The sequence below is a fragment of the Paraburkholderia fungorum genome, from assembly GCF_046026025.1.
Taxonomy (GTDB): Bacteria; Pseudomonadota; Gammaproteobacteria; order Burkholderiales; family Burkholderiaceae; genus Paraburkholderia; species Paraburkholderia fungorum_E.
Genome location: NZ_JAQQFL010000021.1, coordinates 47,248 through 70,010, shown reverse-complemented (window position 1 = coordinate 70,010; position 22,763 = coordinate 47,248). Strand labels below are relative to the sequence as shown.

Annotated in this window: 15 protein-coding genes; 6 read left to right on the top strand and 9 right to left on the bottom strand. The window is 64.5% G+C overall.

Going from position 1 to position 22,763, the window contains the following annotated elements; all coding sequences use genetic code 11:
- Window positions 1-94: 94 nt before the first annotated feature.
- From PQR67_RS22410 to PQR67_RS22395, 4 genes are all read left to right on the top strand, one after another.
- Window positions 95-2,215, top strand: a complete 2,121-nt coding sequence (locus tag PQR67_RS22410) for a 3-hydroxyacyl-CoA dehydrogenase NAD-binding domain-containing protein (protein ID WP_408464136.1) — start codon at window positions 95-97, stop codon at window positions 2,213-2,215.
- A 113-nt stretch (window positions 2,216-2,328) separates the two neighbouring features.
- Window positions 2,329-3,537 carry an acyl-CoA dehydrogenase family protein gene (locus PQR67_RS22405; RefSeq protein ID WP_408464133.1) on the top strand — a complete coding sequence of 403 codons (1,209 nt, stop codon included), beginning with the start codon at window positions 2,329-2,331 and terminating at the stop codon, window positions 3,535-3,537.
- A 12-nt stretch (window positions 3,538-3,549) separates the two neighbouring features.
- Window positions 3,550-4,680, top strand: a complete 1,131-nt coding sequence (locus PQR67_RS22400; protein ID WP_408464130.1) for an acyl-CoA dehydrogenase family protein — start codon at window positions 3,550-3,552, stop codon at window positions 4,678-4,680.
- 154 nt (window positions 4,681-4,834) lie between these two features.
- Window positions 4,835-6,415 (top strand): aspartate:alanine exchanger family transporter, encoded by a 1,581-nt coding sequence (locus PQR67_RS22395; RefSeq protein ID WP_408464127.1) that lies wholly within the window; start codon window positions 4,835-4,837, stop codon window positions 6,413-6,415.
- A gap of 30 nt (window positions 6,416-6,445) precedes the next feature.
- Here PQR67_RS22395 and PQR67_RS22390 read toward each other — a convergent pair whose 3' ends face one another.
- Window positions 6,446-8,128: a hypothetical protein gene (locus tag PQR67_RS22390; RefSeq protein ID WP_408464124.1), complete on the bottom strand. Its 1,683-nt coding sequence runs from the start codon at window positions 8,126-8,128 to the stop codon at window positions 6,446-6,448.
- Window positions 8,129-8,362: 234 nt separating this feature from the next.
- Between PQR67_RS22390 and PQR67_RS22385 the strand changes: the two genes are divergently transcribed.
- Window positions 8,363-9,652, top strand: a complete 1,290-nt coding sequence (locus PQR67_RS22385; protein ID WP_408464121.1) for a PIG-L deacetylase family protein — start codon at window positions 8,363-8,365, stop codon at window positions 9,650-9,652.
- Window positions 9,653-9,897: 245 nt separating this feature from the next.
- Complete coding sequence (locus PQR67_RS22380; RefSeq protein WP_408464118.1) at window positions 9,898-10,749, top strand: PP2C family protein-serine/threonine phosphatase; 852 nt, start codon at window positions 9,898-9,900, stop codon at window positions 10,747-10,749.
- A 133-nt stretch (window positions 10,750-10,882) separates the two neighbouring features.
- Here the strand turns inward: PQR67_RS22380 and tagF are convergent, their stop codons facing one another.
- The 8 genes from tagF to PQR67_RS22340 all read right to left on the bottom strand — a co-directional run bounded on the left by tagF (window position 10,883) and on the right by PQR67_RS22340 (window position 22,759).
- Complete coding sequence (gene tagF / locus PQR67_RS22375) at window positions 10,883-11,617, bottom strand: type VI secretion system-associated protein TagF (RefSeq protein ID WP_408464115.1); 735 nt, start codon at window positions 11,615-11,617, stop codon at window positions 10,883-10,885.
- Window positions 11,614-15,177 carry a type VI secretion system membrane subunit TssM gene (gene tssM / locus PQR67_RS22370; protein ID WP_408464112.1) on the bottom strand — a complete coding sequence of 1,188 codons (3,564 nt, stop codon included), beginning with the start codon at window positions 15,175-15,177 and terminating at the stop codon, window positions 11,614-11,616. Before tssM ends, tagF begins: the two co-directional genes overlap by 4 nt.
- Before the next feature lie 52 nt (window positions 15,178-15,229).
- Window positions 15,230-16,573, bottom strand: a complete 1,344-nt coding sequence (locus PQR67_RS22365; RefSeq protein ID WP_408464109.1) for a DotU family type VI secretion system protein — start codon at window positions 16,571-16,573, stop codon at window positions 15,230-15,232.
- Window positions 16,574-16,579: 6 nt separating this feature from the next.
- Window positions 16,580-17,914, bottom strand: coding sequence for a type VI secretion system baseplate subunit TssK (gene tssK / locus PQR67_RS22360; RefSeq protein ID WP_408464106.1), 1,335 nt, complete (start codon window positions 17,912-17,914; stop codon window positions 16,580-16,582).
- 108 nt (window positions 17,915-18,022) lie between these two features.
- The gene (gene tssJ, locus PQR67_RS22355; protein WP_408464103.1) at window positions 18,023-18,679 is read right to left on the bottom strand and encodes a type VI secretion system lipoprotein TssJ; all 657 of its coding nucleotides are present in this window, start codon (window positions 18,677-18,679) and stop codon (window positions 18,023-18,025) included.
- Window positions 18,676-20,349: a type VI secretion system-associated FHA domain protein TagH gene (gene tagH / locus PQR67_RS22350; RefSeq protein ID WP_408464100.1), complete on the bottom strand. Its 1,674-nt coding sequence runs from the start codon at window positions 20,347-20,349 to the stop codon at window positions 18,676-18,678. The genes tssJ and tagH overlap by 4 nt, the downstream gene beginning before the upstream one ends.
- A 6-nt stretch (window positions 20,350-20,355) precedes the next feature.
- A complete protein-coding gene (locus tag PQR67_RS22345) occupies window positions 20,356-22,335 on the bottom strand; it encodes a type VI secretion system Vgr family protein (protein ID WP_408464097.1) in 1,980 nt (659 codons plus the stop codon).
- A gap of 34 nt (window positions 22,336-22,369) precedes the next feature.
- On the bottom strand, window positions 22,370-22,759 hold the full coding sequence (locus PQR67_RS22340) for a DUF4280 domain-containing protein (RefSeq protein ID WP_408464094.1): 390 nt from the start codon (window positions 22,757-22,759) through the stop codon (window positions 22,370-22,372).
- Between the last annotated feature and the right edge of the window lie 4 nt (window positions 22,760-22,763).

Below are 22,763 nucleotides of genomic sequence, written 5' to 3'. Positions count from 1 at the left end.
ACCGAGAATTGAACAATTCGCCAGACCCAGTACGCCTCAACCGCGCGGATTTGGCCCGATTTAGCCCGACGGCACCTATTCAGGAGACGACACGATGACCCTCACCCCTTCCGCCGACGTTGTCACACGCGAATTGCGCGGCAAAGTCCTGCTGGTCACCATCGACCATGCGCCGGTCAACGCCTTGTCCGCCGACGTGCGGCGCGGCCTGCTCGCCGCCATCGAAGCCGCGGATGCCGACAAGGCCGTCGAAGCGGTGCTGATCGTCGGCGCCGGACGCAATTTCATCGCGGGCGCGGACATCCGCGAGTTCGGCAAGCCGCCGGTGCCGCCGTCGCTGCCGGACGTATGCAATCGCATCGAGGCGTGCACGAAGCCGGTAGTGGCCGCCATTCACGGCGCCGCGCTCGGCGGGGGCCTGGAAGTCGCCCTCGGGGCGCACTACCGGCTCGCCGTGGAGGGTGCGAAACTCGGTTTGCCCGAAGTACAACTCGGCCTGCTGCCGGGTGCGGGCGGCACGCAACGCACGCCGCGCCTGATCGGCGCGCAGGCCGCGCTCGAGCTGATCCTGAGCGGCCGCCATGCGGGCGCGAAAGAAGCCCTCGCGCTCGGCCTCATCGACCGGCTCGGCAGCAGCGACGACATCCTCGCCGAAGGACTCGCCTATGTGCACGAACTGCTGGCCGCTCACGCGCCGGTGCGGCGCACGCGCGACGCCGCCGCGCTCAGCGATCGCACCGCGAGCCTCGCCGCCGTCGCCGCGGCACGCGCGGAAACGGCGAAGAAATCGCGTGGCCTGTTCTCCCCGCTCAAAATCGTCGATGCCGTGGAAGCCGCCGTGGAACAGCCATTCGAAGACGGCCTGCGACTCGAACGCAAACTTTTCCTGGAATGCCTCGACAGTCCGCAGCGCGCCGGCCTGATTCACGCGTTTTTTGCCGAACGCGAAGTGCTGAAGGCGCCGGAAACACGCGACGCGAAACCACGCACGTTGAATAAGATCGGCGTAGTGGGCGGTGGCACGATGGGTGCGGGCATCGCCGTTGCGGTGCTCGATGCGGGCTTGCCGGTGACGATGATCGAACGCGACGACGCGTCGCTCGCACGCGGGCGCGCGCACATCGAAAAGGTCTATGACAGCCTGATCGCCAAAGGCCGCCTGAGTACCGAAAAGAAAGCCGACATCATGACTCGCTGGCAAGGCAGCACCACCTACGACGCACTCGCCGACGCCGATCTGGTGATCGAAGCCGTATTCGAAGACCTGTCGGTGAAAAAGGCCGTGTTCGCCGAACTCGATCGCGTCTGTAAAACCGGCGCGGTGCTCGCCACCAACACGTCGTATCTCGACATCGATGCGATCGCGGCCAGCATCTCGCGCCCCGCGGACGTGATCGGTCTGCACTTCTTCTCGCCCGCCAACATCATGAAACTGCTGGAAGTGGTGGTGCCGAAGCAGGTCAGCGCGGATGTCGTCGCCACGGCGTTCGAACTCGCCAAGAAACTGCGCAAGACGCCGGTGCGAGCCGGCGTGTGTGACGGCTTTATCGGCAATCGCGTGCTGGCGGTGTATCGCAGCGCGGCGGACGCGATGACCGAAGATGGCGCGTCGCCCTATCAGATCGACGCGGCCGTGCGCGCGTTCGGCTTCCCGATGGGCCCGTTCCAGGTGGTCGATCTGGCGGGCGGCGACATCGGCTGGGCCACGCGCAAGCGCCGCGCCGCCACGCGCAACCCTGACGCGCGCTACGTGCAGATCGCCGATCGTCTTTGCGAACGCGGCTGGTTTGGCCAGAAGACCGGACGCGGTTTTTATCTGTACCCCGAAGGTTCGCGTACCGGCGCGCCGGACCCCGAGGTCGAGGCCATCATCGAAGCCGAGCGTGAACGCGCCGGCATCACGCCGCGTACGTTCACCGACGAAGAAATCATCCGCCGTTATATGGCCGCGATGATCAACGAAGGGGCCAACGTCGTGCACGAAGGTATCGCGCTGCGTCCGCTCGACGTCGACGTGACCTTCCTCTATGGCTATGGTTTTCCGCGCTATCGCGGCGGCCCGATGAAATACGCCGATACGGTGGGCCTCGCCACGGTTCTTGCGGACATCCGCGAATTCGCCAAGGAAGACCCGCTGTTCTGGCGAGCCTCGCCGCTGCTGGTCGAACTGGTCGAACGCGGCGCCGATTTCGCGAGCCTCAATCAGACAGCTTGAGCCCCACCGTCATCGGGAGCATGCTCGACCGGTGACTGGCTGGCCGCCACCGGTCAGCCAGCCCATCCGGTTGCCAGGCATCGGGCTACCAACCATCGAGGAACGAACCCATCATGGATCTGAACTTTACGCCTGAAGAAGAGGCTTTTCGCACCGACGTGCAGCGTTTCCTGCACGACAAGCTCCCGCAGCGTCTCGCCGATAAAGTACACGGCGGCCGCCGTCTCACGCGCGACGACATGGCCGAGTGGCACGCCATTCTCAACGCGCAAGGCTGGCTCGCCAATCATTGGCCGAAGGAGTACGGCGGCCCAGGCTGGACTGCCGTGCAGAAATTCATCTTCGAAAATGAATGTGCGTTGGCGGGGGCGCCGCGTGTCGTGCCGTTCGGTGTCAACATGCTCGGCCCGGTGTTGATCAAATACGGCAACGAGGCGCAAAAACGTCACTGGCTGCCGCGCATTCTCGATGGCTCGGACTGGTGGTGCCAGGGCTACTCGGAACCGGGTGCGGGCTCGGACCTCGCCTCCGTCAAAACCACCGCGGTACGCGGCAGCGACGCGCAAGGCCAGCACTACATCGTCAACGGTCAGAAAACGTGGACCACGCTCGGCCACTACGCGAACATGATCTTCTGCCTCGTGCGCAGCGCCACCGACGTGCGCAAGCAGGAAGGCATCAGCTTCCTGCTGATCGACATGAATACGCCGGGCATCGACGTGCGCCCGATCATCACGCTCGACGGCGAACACGAAGTCAACGAAGTGTTTTTCACGGATGTCCGCGTGCCCGTCGACAACCTCGTCGGCGAAGAGAACAGGGGCTGGACCTACGCCAAATATCTGCTCACGTATGAGCGGACCAATATCGCCGGCGTCGGCTTTTCGGTAGCCGCCCTGAACCGGCTGCGCAAGATCGCCGCGAAACAGCAGCGCAACGGCCGGCCGCTGGCGGACGATCCGTCGTTTGCCGCGCGCATGGCGCGCGTCGAAATCGATCTGGAGAACATGAAGACCACCAACCTGCGCGTGATCGCGGCGGTGGCCGGCGGCGGCGTGCCGGGCGCCGAGAGTTCGATGCTGAAGATTCGCGGCACTGAAATCCGCCAGGAAATCTCCTCGCTGACACGCCGCGCAATGGGACCGTATGCGCAACCGTTCGTCGAGGAAGCCCTGCACGACGGATTTGAAGGCACGCCGGTCGGCCCCGATGAAGCGGCGAGCGCGGCCTCGCTTTACTTCAATAACCGCAAGCTGTCGATCTTCGGCGGCTCCAACGAAATCCAGAAGAACATCATTTCCAAAATGATCCTGGGACTGTAAGGGGCGAACGCCATGAATTTTCAGCACACCGAAGACCGCCGCATGCTGGCGGACACGCTCAACCGTTTTATCACGGAGCAATACGGATTCGCAACGCGCGACCGGATTGCGCGCTCACCCGAAGGCTTTAGCGCCGATCTGTGGAATCGATTCGCGGAACTGGGCATTATCGGCGCGTTGTTCGACGAAACGGATGGGGGTTTTGGCGGCGGCGGCTTCGATATCGCGGTCGTCTTCGAGAGTCTGGGTCGCGGCCTTGTGGTCGAGCCGTTTCTCGATACGCTAATCGTCGGCCAGGCAATCACGCGTGAAGGCAATGAAACGCAAAAGGCCACGCTTGGCGATCTGATCGACGGCTCCCGGATCGTTGCGCTCGCGCATGGCGAACCGGACGGCCACTACGAACTATCGCGCGTAACGACGCGTGCAGAACGCAACAATGACACGTGGACGTTGAACGGCGCGAAGGCGGTAGTTCAGCAAGGCGAGAACGCTACCCTCTTTCTGGTCTCCGCGCGCACGAATGGCGCCGACGATGAAGAAGCCGGCATCACGCTCTTTCTCGTCCCGCGCGACGCCGCGGGTGTCAGCGTACGCGGCTATCGCAAGATCGATGGCGGCCGCGCGGCCGAGGTCACATTCGACAACGTCACGCTGAGCGACGCTGCATTGCTCGGTAAGACCGGCCAAGGTTTCGCGACGCTCGAATACGCGCTCAGTTGCGGCGTGCTTGGCTTGTGCGCCGAAGCAGTCGGCGCGATGGATGTCGCGAAAGACTACACGCTTGAGTACTTGCGTACACGCAAACAGTTTGGTGTACCGATCGGCAGCTTCCAGGCCTTGCAACATCGAATGGCCGATCTGCTGCTCGAAATCGAACAGGCGCGCTCGGCGGTGATCAACGCGGCTGCGGCGCTTGGCTCTGAGCGAACTGTGCGGGAACGTGCCGTTTCAGCGGCCAAGTACAGCATTGGCAGGATTGGCGCGCGGGTCGCCGAGGAATGCATTCAACTGCATGGCGGTATCGGCATGACGTGGGAGCTGCCGCTCGCTCACTATGCAAAGCGTCTCGTGATGATCGACCATCAACTGGGGGATGAGGATCATCACCTCGAACGGTATATCGCGCTCGGCAAAGGTTGACGCCTGGTTTCAAACACAAAGGAAAAAAACCACAATCTGTTAGATACTGGCGAACATCCCGCCCGCGAGGGCGGCTCTCTGACTCATTGAGCATAAGCAGCGCAGTTGCAGGAAGCCGGCAGAACCCGAAGTCTCACACCCTATCGGAGGAAACGTGGATTTCCTGAAGACGCTTCTTGAGCAGCAGCCGTTAATGACGCTGTTCCTTACCATCGCCGTAGGTTATTTCGTCGGCGAAATCAATATCAAAGGGTTTTCGCTCGGGGTCGGCGCGGTGCTGTTCGTCGCACTCGCCGCTGGCTCATTCGCGCCGAAATCGGCGCCCGCGCCCATGATCGGCACACTCGGCCTGTCGCTGTTCCTCTACACAGTCGGCGTGCAATACGGCAAGCAGTTTTTCCTTGGGCTCACCAGCGCCGCGGGCCGGCGCGCGAACATCCTCGCGCTGATCGGCGTGCTTTGCGCGGGCGCGGCAAGCATCGCGATCCAGAAAGTCATGCACCTTAATCCGGGGCATGCACTCGGCCTCTTCTCCGGTTCAGGCACCAGCACGGCGGCATTGCAGGCGACCATCGCCGCGCTCGGCAACGACGACGCGGCGGTGGGCTATTCGGTCTCCTACCCGTTCGGCGTGGCCGGTCCGATTCTGCTGCTCTATCTGGCGTACATGGTCCTTGCGCCGAAGATCAGGACGGCTTCCAACGCGGGCCTCGCAATCCTCGAAATCGCGCTGCGCAATCCGGCATTCCGTGGCAAGACGCTCGCCGAAACGCTCGCGGCGCTCCCCGCCAACGTGCAGATTGTCGCGGTACGCAGTGCGCATCACAACGCGCCGGCCACGCCCGAACTCGTGCTCGCCGAAAACGATGTGGTGCTCGCCGTCAGTCCGGATGAAGATGCGCTCGCCGAGGCTCGCAAGCGTCTTGGCGAAGCCGCGCCCGGGCGCGTGCTGCGGGACCGCGGCGATCTGGACTATCTGCGCGTGTTTGCGTCGCGAGCGAATGTGGTGGGCCGCACGCTCGGCGAACTGAAGCTGCCAGACGGCTCGATCGTCGCCCACGTGCGCCGCGGCGATGCTGACGTCATGCCGAGCGCCGATCTCATACTCGAATACGGCGACCGTGTTGGCCTGCTGACGCAGCGCGCGACGTTTCCCGCATTGCGGACCTTCTTCGGCGATTCGATCAAGGGCACGGCCGAGTTCAGCTACATTTCGGTCGGCTTGGGGATGGCGTTGGGGTTTCTGGTCGGTGCGATCCAGGTTCCGCTGCCGGGGCTGGGCAAACTCGCGCTCGGCTTATGCGGGGTGCTGATCGTAGCGCTCGTATTAGGCAAGCTGCGCCGGACCGGCAGCGTCACCTGGACGATGCCGCTGCCCGCGAACCTCGTGTTGCGCAATCTCGGGCTGACGATTTTTCTTGCGCAGGTGGGCATGGCGTCGGGGCCGAAGTTCGCCGCGACCGTTTCACAGACCGGACTGCTGATGCTGGCGCTTGGCGCGATCGTGCTGCTCGCGCTGGCTGTGCCCATTCTGATTCTGGGTCTGCTGGTGTATCGCCTGCCGTACGACGAAGTGGCGGGTATCGTTGCCGGCGCCTGCGGTAATCCGGCGATTCTCGCTTTCGCCAACAAGCTCACCGCAACCGACAAGCCGGACATCGGTTACGCGATGATCTTTCCGGCTATGACGATCGTGAAGATACTGTTCGTGGATATTGCGGCGGGGTTGTGGTGAAGGAGCGGGTGCAGGAAAAGCACCGTTCGATTATGTCTCGCCGCGCTTCGCGATGCTGAGCCTCACTTCGGTTTCGACGGTGTCGAGAAGCGCATCGACACCACGTCCACTTCCATGCACACCCGTCAGACTGGCAAGCCCGGTATCGCGCAAGACGGCAGTACCGTCGCGACGGATTCCCATCTGCGCATCGACCAGTTCATTGCCGCTCTCCGCGGCAAGCGCCCGAATATATTGCAAATGCGCAAGCGTCTGTGCATTCAGGACGGGACTTTCCTTCGAACCCGCATGATGGTTCGACTTCGAATCGAATATCAAGGCTTGTTCTTCGGCGATCCATGCGGGACGTCCAAAGATATCGCCGGTACGTCGGATTCGCTCCACGGGATAACCGAGTGCCTGAACCCGTCGCTTTGCTTCCACGATCTGATCCGGCGAGCGGATGAACGAGGACCCGTTAGGCGTGCGCTGAATGGTAACGACCACCGGCTCGCCCCAAAGCGGATCGATAGCCGTGCCTTTGAAGGCGACCTTCTCCCTGCCAAAATTTTCCAGCACGCCCAATCCGGTGGAAGACGGACGGCGCAAATCCGACTCTGGCGTGATCGAACGCGCGTATCCCTCGCCTATCACCTCGAGCGCCGCGCCGGGCGGTCCAGGTGAGCGCTTTGCACGGACGTCGCGGATATGCATCAACGGAACCTGGGTAACGTCGGCGAGATCCTCCGCGAGCCGGTCAATGTGCTCTCGAGAGAGAGTGCCCTCAGGCTCGGCATAGAACGCTAGCGGCTGCCCGTACCGGTATGCGCCGGAAGAGACGACCCGATAGACAATCTCGTGCGCGCTCATCGCATGTCCATCCGCATGGATCGCCCCGCGGACGAAGTACGCATCCAGCGGAACGTGGAATGCTTCTCCCGCCTGCCCCCCGACCAAACGCCCATGTGGGGCGAACAGAATATCAGGCCGCTTGCGCCAGAGGCTTCGGTGGCCGTGCAATACAGTGCGCGGGCCATCTACGGCTTGTGCGGCATCGAGCGCACGTGGTGGAGTGCCCTCCACTTGCACACCGTCGGTCACGTCACGCGTGACAGGACGCGGATATCGCGCTGCACGTGCCCGGAGTTCGCTGTACCCGAGCGATGCAAGTGCTTCGCTGACAGCACCCTCCAGCGCGTCCGGAGTTCGCGAAATCGATGGTCCGCCATTGACGAGTACAAAACCGTTGCCCGGATGCAAGTCGTACGCGTTGACTGCGTCGACGATTACCTTGCTCAACGCCGCGCGTCCTGCGGCGTATGCGCCCTCGCTGCGGATTTCGATCACTGCACATCCGTCGACCCGGCTGGACGCGTCATGATAAACGGCGATATCGACGTTCGAACCGTCGAGACTTTGTGCGATCACCGCATTAGCGCTGGCCGAATAACTGACCGGAATGAACGGCAATGAACCCTGTCCTGGGCGCCGCGGGAACGCAGAAACGGAAGGGGTTTCCGCGGATTGCGGGGGCCGTGCGGCACGAAACGTGGCGGACGACACGTCGCTGCGTGTTCCGCCTGCGGCGCGAGACGCGCGCAAGGCTTCGAGTTCCGCCGGCATCGACGGCGGCGCCGATGGCCGCGAGCCACCTTCCGGCTGCTCCAGCGGCGTTCCTGCAGCCGTCTTTTCGATCGGAGATGTCGGGTCCGAATCACTGATTCTTTCAGTCATGACCACCCAGCCTCATGCACGACAACGTACTGCCCCCCTCACCGGTCGATCATCTAGTGTATGTGCAAGACCCGTAGCTAACGTTCAACACGCGACGTCATTGCCGAAAAAGCGAAGTGCCCGGGCGACGTCACCGCTTCACTGCTTCGCACGCCGATCCGATATTGCGGACTGAGTCGCGTGCGCGCTCGCTGATGCCTGTAGCGTCGAAGCATCGAGCAAAAGGAGTACGCCATGCGCGTCGGAGACAACGGAACCAACCTTCCTGCCGGCCCTACGGCCGCAGATTCTCTTGAGCAACAGAAGCCGCAAGCCGCTGCGCGCGAGCCTCGTCATCTGGCGCAGGACACGTGCCTCCCGGCACGCAAATCCGGCGCCGCGCGCGGGGCTTCGTTCGGCAGCGCCGACGACGGCGTTAGCCGCAAACCCGGAGATGGCGCACCGGCGCATCGCTCTGGAGGTATTTCGGCGTCCGATACGATCGTGTGGCCGCAGCTTCAGCCCGCACCGAGCCGGCCCGCGGTGCTCGGCTTCTATCCGCACCGGGATGACGAATCGAACGGCAGCGGCGGCGTGCGTCGGCTGATTCGCCGTGGCGTGCAGTTCGACGAAGCGCATGCGACCAGCGGCGAAGGCGGCAAACGGATCGTATCCGATCGGCGCACCGGCACGATTTCGCAGCAAGATCCGGAGGATCCGTCGACGCTCGCGCGTGAACGCGGCAACGAATCACGCCGCTTCATGCGCATGCTCGGCGCGGGACGCCGTTCGACAATTACCTCCATGCGCGGCAACCCCGACCTTGACCCGTTCGCACCTGGCGCGCGCCAGGATACGGCGCATCTTCTCGATCACGAGCACGGCGTCTGGAGCGCACTGCAAACGAAGCAACAGCTCATCAACCTGCTGGCCGAGCGCCGCCCTGCTGCGGTATTGACGATGACGCATGACGGCGCCGTGCATCAGGCGCATCGCGCGATGCATGAGCTCGTCGAGGAGACCGTCGGTGAGTTTGCCGCGCACTACGGAATTGAGGCACCCGGTGTGTTTGGCGTGCGCGAAACCGGGTGGGCAACGGACGACAAGCTGGATCCGGTCGACCCCGAGCGCGTCGTGCGCGTCGATCTCTCTCGCGGCGAGCAGCGCGCGAAAGTGCGGGCCCTGGTTCAGTCGTTCACCTCACAGCCGCCAGGCCACCCGTTCCGTTCAGAAGACGCCAGGCTCAACCCGCTTCATCGCTTCGACGTCTATCTCGACAGTGCGAGCACATTGGCCGAGCAAGGAACCCGGAGCGAACGCAACGATAACGTGCATGGCTGGGACTTCCTGCGTCCCGAGGAATACCTCATCGCGAGCGACGCGACAGGGCCCGCGCAGATCGAAGCATTACGCGCTCTTTTCGGGCGCAAGGTATCGATCAGGAAGGTAATTCGACAAGCACTCGCGAGCCGCCTGCCGCTGCCCGGTCCGCGCAGACGAACGGTGGAACTCACGCCGCCTCGCGGCAACGAGGAAGAAAACTGAGGGCATAGTTCGCCAGACCCCATTCAGTGCCTCTACTTTCGCTCGGCAAGCGCGGATCACGCTACGTCGTATCCGTTCCCCATACGTTCCCCTAAATGCTTCATCAGCGCGCTGATTTCCATCCTGCCAATTGCGCTCATCCGCACAGCGCCTTTAGTCGTTGACGCCGCCAGGTCTTTATGGATAATGGCTTGAAACAAGATGCTTTCGCTCCTTCCGGCCAGCGCTGACTCGACACGACTCACTTGAAACCCTCCTCGCCCAATCAGACCTATCAGCTCGCCACGGGTTGCGCATTCGGCCTATCCGATATCGGACTCGTGCGCCGCAACAACGAAGACAATTTCCTGATTGATGACGCACTCGGGCTTGCCATCGTGTGCGACGGCATGGGCGGCCATGATGCCGGCGAGGTCGCGAGCACGGAGGCGCTGGCACTGTTCCATCAGTTCATCGCAGAAGTCGATCCCCACGCGTTTCATCATGAACCACACGACGATCCCGACGCCACGCTGCCGGGCCGATATTCGGCGAAGTCGGACGGCACCGCGCCGCAACGCACGCATCCGGCTATTACCGTCGCGACGCGAGCGGTCGAACATGTTAATGAGCAGCTCTACGCGATGAATCGCAGCGACATGCGTCCCGACGGCCGCGGCATGGGTACCACCATGACCGGTATCTGGCGCCAGCCTCAGTCGGCGACCATGGTGGTGTTCCACGTCGGCGACAGCCGGCTCTATCGCTGGCGCGATAGCCGGATGCTGCAGATCACGAGCGACCAGACGCTCTATCAAAAGGCGCTCGACGCAGGCATCACCGTCAATCTGCCAGGGCGCAACGAATTGCTGCAGGCGATCGGTCCATCGCCACTGGTCGAACCTGAGGTACACCGGCTCACGCCGAGGCCGGGTGATCTTTATCTGCTGTGCTCGGACGGTCTGCACGGCATGCTGAACGACCAGCAGATTGCGGACGTGCTACGCCTCACTACGCCTGACACACTGGCAACCTGTAGCCACCAGCTTGTCGAACTCGCTAAACAGCACGGCGGCAAAGACAACGTCACCGTGGTGCTGGTGTGGTTCGACGCATAGCGTCCGGACTGGTCGGGGCTGGCCGGGACTGGTCGGGTTTGATCGGGTTTGATCGGGTTTGATCGCTAACGCGTCCTGCGTTGCATAGGGAAGCTGAACATTCCTCCCGGTGCCGCTCATACAGCGATTCTGTTCAACGCGCGGTGCCGCGGCACAAAATCGTCCACCCCGAGGCTTCCCACCCGGCGCCCACCAATGCGCTGAACTGCTGCTCGGCAGGCAACCCTTCGCATGCGACCAACACGGCTTCACCGGCCGCGCCGCCCTCACTCCACCAGAAGCTGCACCCGGCGGCACAGGTCGCCACCAGATCGTTCATCAGCGTGTGTGCGCCATCCGCGACATCAGCGCCCGAGAACGAAGCTATCCGGAGACACAACGCCGTCTTCTCCGCTCGCACGGCAGGCACGCCAGGCACAATGGGCACACCAGGTGCGACCAACTGCGTGAGTGCCCCATCGAACGCGTCGATCTGGAAGCGCTCGTCGAGCGTCGAGCGTGCCAGCACGTCCAGACGGTCGTACCATTCACCGCTCACGCCGATCCATTCGACGAGACCGACACTCGCGTCGCGACTCGCCGCTATCGTCAGCGGAAAATAACGCCCGACACGATCGATGCCCGGCATCATCACGCCCGCCCAGGCACGCTCTCCACACACGCCTCTGCCAAGCACAAAGCGCCACACCGGGCTCGTTAGATACGCGCCGAGCCAGTCGGCACCCAACTGCTGACGGCTCGCGTGCAGCCCGCGCTGCAACCAGTCATCCCACGGCTCGAGAAAGGACGCCGGCAAGCGTCGCGACAGAAAATCTCCATGCGTAATGGCCTTGCCGAAAAAACCCGGCGCGTCGAACCGTTCGCTCATAGCTTGGCCGGACACGTAAATTTGCTGAGTGCGTCGAGATTGAACGGGTTCACCACGCTGCTCGCGCGCAACTCCAGCGTGACCTTGCGGCCGTCGAGGTCCAGCGTGAGGTTATAGCGGTCGCGCTGCGCGGTCGGCTCCAGCACGCCCTTGTCGATCATCCTGAACCACGCCCATGGGCCGTCGGTGGAATATCCGCTGCTGCCGCCCGCCCCCGGCGGCGCATAGTCGACCCGCACCGAACTCGATACTTTTCCGTTAGGCCACTGGAATGGGGTCGAACGCGTGGGACCATGTCCGTACGTGAGGGTCTGTCCATCAATGTCGAGCGTGAACTGCGTCACGGCAGCGTCCATCGTGACCGGCTTCAATTCGAAGCGGGCGGACGCCATCTTGCCGCCGCCCGAAAAGAACGCATCGCGAATCTGCGCGGCGCGTTGGAATTGCGTCAGCACATCCTCTGGAATGCCAAGCGATACGTTGCCGAAAGGCCGCCAGCTCCAGCGCGTCTTCGACATATCGACGTAAGGCATCAGATTGTGCTGGAAGAAGTCGTCGATCAGGCCACCCGGCGCGAACACGCGGCCGAAGTCGTCCTGTGTCACCGCGTTGCCGGCGTTACGGACGAGCGGATAACGGCCGTCAATCGCCTGGTGGCAGAACGACGCGACGTTCGCCACCCACAGCGAACTCAGGCGCCCACGCTCGCTGCCGAGCGTCAATGACGACCCCGCGTCCGCCACACCCGTGAGCATCGCCGCAAGTGGCGCGGGCTTGCCTTCAGCGCCCTGCTTCAGCTTGACCAACGCGTCCGAGGCGGGCGCAGGTGCGCCCTGGCGCTTCGCGGTATTGGCGGCATCGAGATAGACGAACACCTCGTTGAGCGCGGCCAACTGCGAATCGAGCGGCGATGCGCCGCCCGCGCCCGCCGCCGCGAGCTGGTGCAACGAATCGAAATGCAGATCGACGGGATTTTGCAGCGCGGCCGCCGGCGCGGGCACCGCATCGTCGGACGAGGCAAGCGCACTCTCCAGCTTCTTCTTGACGCTGTCGAGTTTGCCCTTGGCGGTATCGATCAAGGTGCTCTGCTTGACGTCGCCGAGTGTGGTTTCCTTCGCGGCCACGCTCAGGAACTTCTTCAGCGGCGAGGTGGGCTGCGCGAGCACGTTCACCACCCGCGCGGCCTGATCGAGGTCGTGAAACGGGACGATGCCGACATCGGACAGGAATGCGTCCCAGCGTCGGATGTAGTCGTCATAGTAAAGCTCCAGCACCTGTGCGTTCAGTTGCTCGACCGCCGCCGGATCGGTGACTGCTTCGTCCTTGCCCAATATCCAGTTGTCCTTGACGACGTCGGCCACCGCCAGATCGCGGCGCGCGAGGAATTGCCGGTAGCCGTCGCGCGTGTAGAGGCCGGGTACGCCGCGCGTCATCGGCTCGCCGCTCTTGCGCACGAACACGAGTGCCGCGTCACGCCCCGCCGCGCTGGCCGGCGAAACCTCCGGCAAACTCGTGTGCTGCAGATTGCGCACCAGCGACGCATAGACCCGCTGTTGCAGCGGAATCTTCGCCAGTGCCTGGCGGGTCGACGCGACCAGGTCGGCGTCGAGCGTGACCGGGCCGTCGTCCTGCAGATGCTCGAGCAGCGCGCTCATATGCGCCGACAGATCCTTGCGCTGGTCGTCGGTGACATGCCCGGCGAGGTTGCGGTCCCAGTCGTAGTCCGTCCACGCGCCAACCGATTCGGCGTCGAAATGGCTCGGGTCGCCCAGCATCAGATAGACCCGCAGCGTCTCGTACAGATATTGCGGGTTGTTGGCTTCGCCACGCCGCAGTTGTTCTTCCAGGCGGCCGACCACTCTCGGCAACAGGGTCTGACGCAAGAGACGCTGATACAGGGCCTGCGCGGCGGAGCCGAGCTTGTCGCCCTGATACAGACCCAGCGTCATCAGAAACGGTGCGCCGCCGTTGCGATCCGAGTAACCACCGGGAATGTCGCGCGCGGCGTCGAGCAGCGGCAACACGCTCAGCACACCGGCGCCGGGCACGAGGTTGCGCGCCTGCGCATCGATCGCGTCGACCTGTGACGCAACCTCGCGAACGTAAGCTTTGTTGCGCACGTAACTGGTCACGAGCCCCGCCGTCACCAGCACGATCAGGACGGCGGCCAGCATCCAGGCGCCGCGTTGCAGCCACGCACGGCGGCGCTCGACACGCAGGTCCGCGCCGGCCAGACCCGACTCCTGGAACAGCACGTCGCGCAGCAGCCGCGTAATGAAATAGCTGCGGCCGCTCGCCGTGTTCGCCACCAGCACCTGACGATCGACACCGAAGCTCGCCGCCAGGGCCCCCATCACGCGGTCGATCGGGCTGCCCTCCTGGGTGCCGCTGGTGAAATACACGCCGCGCAGCAGCGCGTTTTCTTCATAGCGACTCGACTGGAACACGTCGCCGAGGAAGCCGGCCAGCAGGTCGCGCAGCGACGCGAGTTGCTGCGGAAAGCCATAGATCAGCGCACGACGCCGCACGTCCCGCTCCTGTTGCAGGCGGTCGAGCACACGCGCCTGCAGGCGCGCTTCCAATGCGTCGAATTCAGCCGGAAAGGTGGCGAGCAACTGGTCGACGTTCGCGGCGTCGGCAACCGGAAACGTCATGCCCCAGACACTCGTGCGCTCCTCGCGCCCGAGGTCGTCGAAGAACTCGACGAAGCCGGCCATCAGGTCGCACTTCGTCACCAGCACATAGATCGGAAAGCGGATGCCGAGGCGTTCATGCAATTCCTTGACCCGCTCGCGGATCGCCAGCGCCTGCGTCTTGCGATCGGCTTCGGACTGCCGCAGCAGATCGGCAACCGAAACCGCCACGATCACGCCGTTGATCGGCCGGCGCCGACGGTATTTCTTCAGCAATTGCAGGAAGCCCGTCCATGCCGCCTTATCGGCATCGGAATCGCTGTCCTGAGTCGTGTAGCGGCCGGCTGTGTCGAGCAATACGGCTTCGTCGGTGAACCACCAGTCGCAGTTGCGCGTGCCGCCTATACCGCGAATCGCCTCGCGGCCGAGCTTATCGGCCAGCGGGAATTTCAGGCCTGAGTGGACCAGCGCGGTGGTCTTGCCCGCGCCCGGCGCGCCGACGAACATGTACCACGGCGTCTGATACAGATACTGACCGCCAAAGCGGCGGCCGCCGCGCGCCTCACGCAGAATCGTCAGTGCTTCCTGGAAGCGCTGGTTGAGCGCCGACACTTCGGCGGCCGAGCGCGTCTCTCCCGCAGACGGCGCGGGCGATGCCGATGCCGCATCGGTGGCCGGCTGCGCGGCCACGCTCTGCATCAGCTTCAAACTGGCAATGCGTCCGATCAGCCATTTGCCGACAAAGAAGCCGGCCCACAGCACAAAAATAATCGCGATCAACGTGACGCGGCTCGACGCCGATTCCAGCGGCGCATTGCCGTTGAAGGCAACGAGCGGCCCGTCGAACCAGACGATCAACGCGAGCGCGAGTGCGCCGAAGAACGCCAGCACCCAGGCACGGATGAACCAGCTAAAGAGACGTTTCATGACAGGTGACCTGGCAAAAGACAAAACAGAAACACCGCGGCAACAACGCCATTCATGGCGTACCCGAGGTGAAGACGGTCACATCCACGCGCCGGTTGCGCGCGCGGTTCGCCGCGCTGTCGTTCGGTACGAGCGGCTCAGTGTCGCCACGCCCCTCGGCGGCGAAACGCTCCGGCGTGCCGGTGCGGGCGGCCAGCACCTGCTTGACCGCTTCGGCGCGGGCTTGCGACAAATGCCAGTTCGACGGGAAACGCGCCGACACGATGCGCTGGTCGTCCGTATGCCCCGCCACCACGACGCGGCCCGGCACGGTCTTCAACGCGTCGCCGATGCGATCGAGTAGCGGATAGAAACTGCGCGACACATCGGCGCTGCCGGAACCGAACATGCCGTCGCCATGCAGCGTGACTGTCGATTTGCCAGGCGTCTCGGCCACGCTGACCAGCCCCTGGCTGACCTCCGGCGCAAGAAACGTAGCGAGGCGCGGCTTCACGGGCTCGAGCGCGACGGCGGCCTTTGGCGCGGCGGCAGGTTCGGCCACCGCCGTCTTGACGCCGTGCAGCGCGGCGAATACCGGATCGGACGCGCGGTTCAGACTGATCGAGAACGCCAGTTGCAGCCCCATCAGGATCACGCCGGTGAGCGCGGCAAGCACCCACATCGGCAGCATGCGCATCAACGGATTGCGCTTGTCCACAACGCCTTGCCAATGCGGCGACAGATCGCGTTCGAGCGGGCCGCGCCGCTCGCGGATCATCGCCAGCAGCCGCTCGCGCAACACGTCGAGTTGCGCACGGCCGCCTTCGATCAGGCGGTAGCGCCCTTCCATGCCGAGCGCGAGACACACGTACATCAACTCGAGCACTTCGAGGTTGGCGCGCGGGTCCTGCGCGAGCCGCTGCAGGATCATGAAGAATTTCTCGCCACCCGACGCCTCGTTGTGAAACAGGATCAGCAGACTGCGCCCCGACCATGCACCGCCGCCACCCCACGGCGTGCTAGACACGGTTTCGTCGAGAAAGGTGCACAACGCGTAGCGCGCCGCCGACAAGGTTTCGACGCTGAGGTTCGCCGCGCGGGCCTCGCTCTCGAACTGACGCACACCGTCGACCAGACGGCGGCGCAAGTCTTCGAGATCGGAATGGGTCGACATATGCCGCAGCGGCACGATCAGATCGAGCAGCGGATTAGCCGCGCGCAACAGCGGATTGAGCCCGCTCGTCGAGATTGGGCCTGACGCGGGCGCATCGGCCGGCGTGGCTGATTGCATTGGCGACGGGGTAGGCGCCGGCACGTCGGCTGGCGCGGCGGGCGCGCCAGGCGTTGCGCCCTTGCCGCCCGGACGCGGCACCAGGAACGTCGCGTCCTGATCCGCAGCGAAGTCGTCTCGACTCATGATCGGCTATCTCCTGATGGCCCAGAACGCCAGTTGCAGACCTGGGAATTCGCCCGCCACGTGCATCGCGAAGCCGGCCGAGGTGGGCAGCAACTTCCACAGATCGTTGCTGCGATCGAGTTCGAAGTACGTGAAGCCGGCGTGGAACGGCAACTGCCGTGGCGCGACCGGCAGCGCGCGCAAGGCGATGCCGGGAAGCTGCAAATTGACAAGGTCGCGGATCTTTTCGACCGGCCCGATCTTGACCTGCTGCGCGAAGCTGTTGCGCACGGTTTCCGCGGGCATCTGCGCGTTGACCGCGAGCACGAACATGGCGGACTTGTAGAGCTCGGTGTCGGGCACTACCGCGACATGCACGCCGAATTTGCGGGCGTCGAGCGGAATCGGTACGACGGCGGAGTCCATCACCATACTCAAGGACTGCCGAAGATCGGCGATCACCGGCATGAAGGTTTCGGCGAGCCGGTCATGCCGGTACACCGGGTATTGCGCGGTGCGCTTGTTCGCCTGCGAGAAGGTTGCCAACTCGCCCGCCAGCGCCACCGCGACGCGGAACAGTTCTTCCGGGTGCAAGCCGGTCATGGTCGCCAGATGCGCGATCAGCGGCTCGGCGCGATTGACGAGTTGCAGCAACAGAAAGTCCTGAATCTCAGCGGCCCCGCCTGTGCCCGGCGCGGTCAGCCGGCTCGCGAGCGCCTCGCCACGCTGGCGCAGCAGCCCGGTGAATTCGTCGGCGAACGCGGCGAGCCGTGGCGCCACCCGGTAGTCGAGACACGGCGGTGCGTAGTCGGGATCGAGTACGACGCGGTTGTCCGCGCGCCGCTCGATCACCCGTGCGACGCCCAGGCACGCGTGCGCGTTCACCACTTCGGATTCGAACGCGAGCCGCAGGCGCAGCTTGCCGATTTGCAGCAGCGCCGCGCCGGTGCCGTCCGCGTTGCTGTCGTTCACTTCGTATTCGAGCGTACCGTAGCGCGCAAAACCGTCAGTGGACGGAACGGCCGTGGCCTCCGGAATACCGGGGCGGCGCACCGGCAGCGCGAGCACCACGAGCGCGTTGCGCGCGTCATCCGGAATGTCGATGCCCGGCGGCGGGGCGTCGTCGGCGGAAAGCGCGAACGGCGTGCCGTCGGGCAGCACGCCCGCGCATTCAAGAATCGCCAGCTTGCCGAGCGCGAGTTGCGCGTCGTCGAGCTTGAGCGTGGTGAAGCCCCAGCCATACGGCCGCAGTCCGGCCGCTCGCGATTCGACCAGCGCATGAAGATAACGGTCGTGTTGCTGGAGATGCTGCGGCTGCAGAAACATCCCCTCGGACCAGATGACTTTGTTGTTCCAGGACATCGCGTGTGCTAACTCCGGTGATGCTGCGATTCATCAATTCGTCTGCTTGCCTAACGAGTTCAAGACGGCCACTGCCCGCTCCCCGACGGCCTATGTGTGCTGTGCAATCTACGAATGAGGCGCGCCGCCCTGGCTTGCCCCCGTCGCTGCCCCAGCCGCTGCCGGTGCCCCTGCCGCGATCGCGACGCCCAGCGCCTCGAGCCGAACCTCGACCTGTTTGACGTCGGCCGGCCAGACGTCGACGAACGCGCGCCAGCTCGCCGAGTCGACGTCCCGATACGCCGCCAGCACGGCGATCTGCCGAACATCCCTGGCGCGCTCCAACACCACGGTGCGGCTCGCGCCGGGTTCGACCTGAAGGTCTTCGCGCGCCAGCAGGTCCGCGCCGAGCAACGCGCTGTCGTGATCGAACAGCGCGAAGAAATCGGCGTTGGCGAACTTGCTCGCCGACTTCAACTGGTAGAGCCGCACCGCAACCGGCGACGGCCGGCCGGTGACGTCCGGATTGAGTTCGGCGGCGGCCTTCAGCGTGACATTGATAAGCTGCGGCGGCGGCGCGGCGGGTGCCGGTGGAGGCGCAGGCGGCGGCTTGGCTTTGCCGATCAAGGGCAGCTTGTCCAGCATGCCGCAGCCGGCCACCAGCGACGCCGCGCCAAGGACGAGCAGGCGGCGCATGGGATCGACGCACCGTGGCCGCGCAGGCGAGTTCTCACACGGTGCCGCCGGCACGCGGTGGAACAGACCCAAAGGAGAACGAGTTTTCATTTGGAACGTATGCGTCCGATCTGGTCTTCGTAAGCGCTCGCGAAACGTTCGCCGAACAGGCGCTGAAAGTCGTCGTCGGCCTCGCGCACCATCTCGTCGTACATTTCGACCTGGCGGTCCCACATGCGCGCCTTGCGGTTGCCGCCGAGCATCTTGTCCATCACGCTCGGCGCCGAGACGCGCTTCTCGATCGCCGCCGGGTCGAAACGCTTGAGCACGTCGAGCAGCGCCGCCCGCATGCCGGCCACCATTGCGAGTTCGTGCGCCTTGATGTCGTCGAACGAAGCCCAGATCGCCTTGAGCGGCGGCAGGTAACCCACGCCGCGTCCCGACAGCATCTGCATCAGCGCGCTATCCACATCCGGGAAAAATTTCAGCGGATTGTTATCGCGCACGCCGATCACCGTCATGTCGATGCGAATCTCCTTTTTGGTCAGCGCCCGGGCCATCAGCACGTCAATGGTTCCGCCGAGCGATTCGCGCAGCATCTGGCCGACCAGTTCGGCGAGGTCCACCGCGCTACGCGCGCCGAGCGGCAGGTCGGGGACGCCAAGGCCTTTGAGGAGCGCTTGCAGCATGGCGTCCTGGGTTGGCGCGGGAGCGGGCGCAGGAGCGGATGCAGGTGCGGTTGGCACTGCCTGACCCGTTGGTGCTGGCTGGGCTGCTTGCGTCGCCTGAGCGACGTGAGCAGCGGCTGCATGGGCGAAAGCAGGCAATTCCGCCGCGTGATCCGCTTGAGCGGAAACAGACGGCAAGGTAGCTTGCACCCCCTGCACGAGCACGGGTGCCTGAGGCGATCCGTCCACGAGCGTGACATCCGGCATTGGCTTGACCGGCTCAGCCGCGGCCGGCCCGTGCCCTGAGCGCCCAAGAATCGTGAATTCCGGCAGCAGGACCGGCGCGGGCGCCGCCGCCGACGCCTCGCTCGCGCTCCGCTCTTGCGCCTGCTGCGGCGATGCCGTCACCACATCATGACCATCACCGCCGCCCCGACCACTCTGCCCCAAATCGGCAAACGGATCGTAGTCCGTAGGAATGCCCATCGATGCGCCGGTGAACGGCAACGACTCCGGCGCCGCATGGGTGCCCATCGAGCCGCTGTAGCCCGGCGTCCGCTCGTGAGACGGGCGTTCGAACAACGCGTCGGCCAGCGGCCCCGCGTGCGAGTTCAACGGTCCATTGAGTCCAAGCGGATCGTCCGCCGGCCCACTGCCGATCTGCAATGCGTCGAGGCCTGGCGGCAACGCCAGCGGGTCGGGCAACGGCACAGCACCGCCCGAACCGAGCAGATCGTCGAGCCCGTTGCGGGCGGCAAGCGGGGATGGAGACGGCGCCGCCACCACCGCCGGCGCGTCGGCCTGCACCACCACGCTCAACAGATACTCCCCCACCGCGAGATCGTCGCCGTGCGTCAGCCGCGCCTGACGCGAACCGCCCAACGGCCGCCCGTTCAGCACGCTGGGATTGCTGCCCACGTCCTGAATCAGAAAACTGCCGTCGCGAAACTCGATGCGGGCATGCGCGCGCGAAATCAGCTTGTCCGGGTCCGGCAGGACCAGGTCGTTGTCGGTCGAGCGGCCGATCGTGCCGCCGTCCACTCCGAACTTTCTTTCGATCGCCCCGGTTGCCGCCGCGTTGCGATAGTGTTCGACGCGAAGTATCAGGAACATGACGGATTACCTCGTGCCATCGTCGGCCTCCGTGGGCGCGTCGGGCGCTTGCGGCGCGGCCGCTTGCGCGGACCCTCCGCTGTTCGCGCCGCCGCCGTTGATATTGACCATCGCCGAGCCGACGATGGCGACCGTCGTGCCGGAGATCGAGACGCCGTCCGGCGCGAGCACGATCGTGTTGCCACCGACCTTCAGGGTCAGCATCTGATCCGCCTCCAGCGTGATATTCGCGGCCTTGAGATCGATGCGTCCGGCCGCGCTCAACGCGAGATTGCCGCCCGATTTGTGCTGGGTATCGCCCGTCACATCGAACGAAAGCGTCCCGCCGATCTTGCCGTTGTGCGCGCCCTGCACCGTGTCGTGCCGGTCGCCCGCCACCTTGGCGTAGTGACTGCCCGCTATCGAGAGATGGCGGTCCTTGCCCACCGATTCGAGCGAATCGTTCTTGACGGTGTTGTCCTGGTTGCGGCCCGCGAAGAGAAAGAGTTGTTCGCTGCCGCCCTTGTCGTCGAAGCGCAGTTCGCTGTAGGTGTCGCCTCCTTTGAACGAATCGCTCCTGATCGCCGAGCGCGTGATGTTGTCGGGCAGCGCGTAAGGCGGCATCATGCCGGCGTTGTAGACCGTGCCCGTCACGAGCGGCCGGTCGGGGTCGCCCTCGAGAAACTCGACCACCACCTCCTGCCCGACGCGCGGCAGGAACAGTGCCCCCCAGCGCTTGCCGGCAAACGACTGGGCCACGCGCACCCAGCACGAACTGTCGCCGTTGCTGACGCCGGAACGGTCCCAGTGAAAGCGCACTTTGACGCGGCCGTATTGGTCAGTCCAGATCTCCTGGTCGTTGTTGCCGGTCACGAACGCGGTCTGCGGGCCCCGTATCGAAGGCCTGGGGGTCGTGAGCGGCGTGCGGAACGTATGCGTGCTGTCGAGCGCGTCGAACGTGCAGGAAAACTGCAGGCCTTGCGCCGCACCGCCGGCCGGCTCGTAGCCGCCGTATGAAATCGCGTAATGGGCGCCCGTCACGAGGTATTGTGCGTTCTGGTCGGCGCGCGGATGGTCGAACAGCTTGAACAGCCCGCCGGCGCTGATAGCGCCTATATTCGAGTGGCCACTCACGCGCTGGGCGCGTGCCTCGATCGCTTCCAGGCGCGTGCGAACCACCGTCTCCGCGGCCGCCCGGGTCGCGAAACCACCCGGATAATCGAAGCGCGCCGCCGTGGCGTTCTCGTAGTTCGACTGCAACGCGGCCTGCGCCAGCGGGATACTGGCCTCGCGATTGGTCGCCATTTCGAAGTTGAAATCCGCGGCGCTCTGCTCGTGCGTCTGCAACGCGCCTTGCATCGTCCACTCGCCGATACATTCGATCCCCCGCGCGCCGCCCACGCCACCGGCCATGTAACGGATCGATGCGGCGCCGTCGAGGCTGTTGTGCGCCGCGTACGAATCGGCGAGCACGAGCGTGTGGCTCGATGCATCCTGACGGAAGAAGTAGTAAATGCCCGCCGACTCCATCAGGCGGCTCACGAACGCAAAGTCGGTCTCACGGTATTGCACGCAATACGGCAGTGCTTCATACGTGTTCGAAAGCGACGCATCGAAGCTCGCCGGATACTCGTTGAACACGTCCTTGATGATCTCGACAACCGTCTTGTTCTGGAATACCCGGCAGTTGTGCGCGCGCGTGAGGAACCACAACCAGTGGTGCAGCGTTGCCTGATAGGTTGCAAAACGGCCGCGCCAGCCGGTGTGCGCAAACTGCGTGACGTAGCCATGAAAATACCGCGGGTTGCCGCCCGGCCGGTCGATACGCACACCCATCGTCTGCCCGAGAATGTCGGACAGCGCGATCGCGTCGCTTTCGCTCAGCAGGTCGAGCTGGTATTCACTGAGCCGGCCGAGTTCGTCATTGCCGTTCATGCCGGCAAACAGCAGCACGTCGTCGCCGAGCGGGCTCGTCACGGCGCACGGGCGGTTCTTCTGAGTGGTCATGGAGGTGGTCGCTAAGGTCGCCACGCGTCAGCCTTTAGGGAATCATCGTTTTGACGGTGCCCGGCGCGACGAAGCTGATCGCGCCGCCCCAGGTGCATAGGCAGGTCGACGTGTTGTCGAGCGCCGGAAAATTGCCGATCGTCACCGTCGGGGCACCGGGTGTCCACGGCGCCACTGTCGCGGGCACACATGGCATCGGCGTCAGCACACCGAGCGCGGCGGCCGTCGCGGCGGCGACCGTGGGGTTCGAGACCGAGTTGCACATACCGAACGGCATGATGTTGACGAGCGGAATGTGATCCATGATGTTCGCGGCGGGCGGCCCCTCCGCGAACACCTTGTTGGTGGGCAATACGACAAGGCTCGACGGCGCCGCGCCGAACGAGCACTTCAGGGTCGCGCCCATCGAGACCTGGCTAGCCATGGCA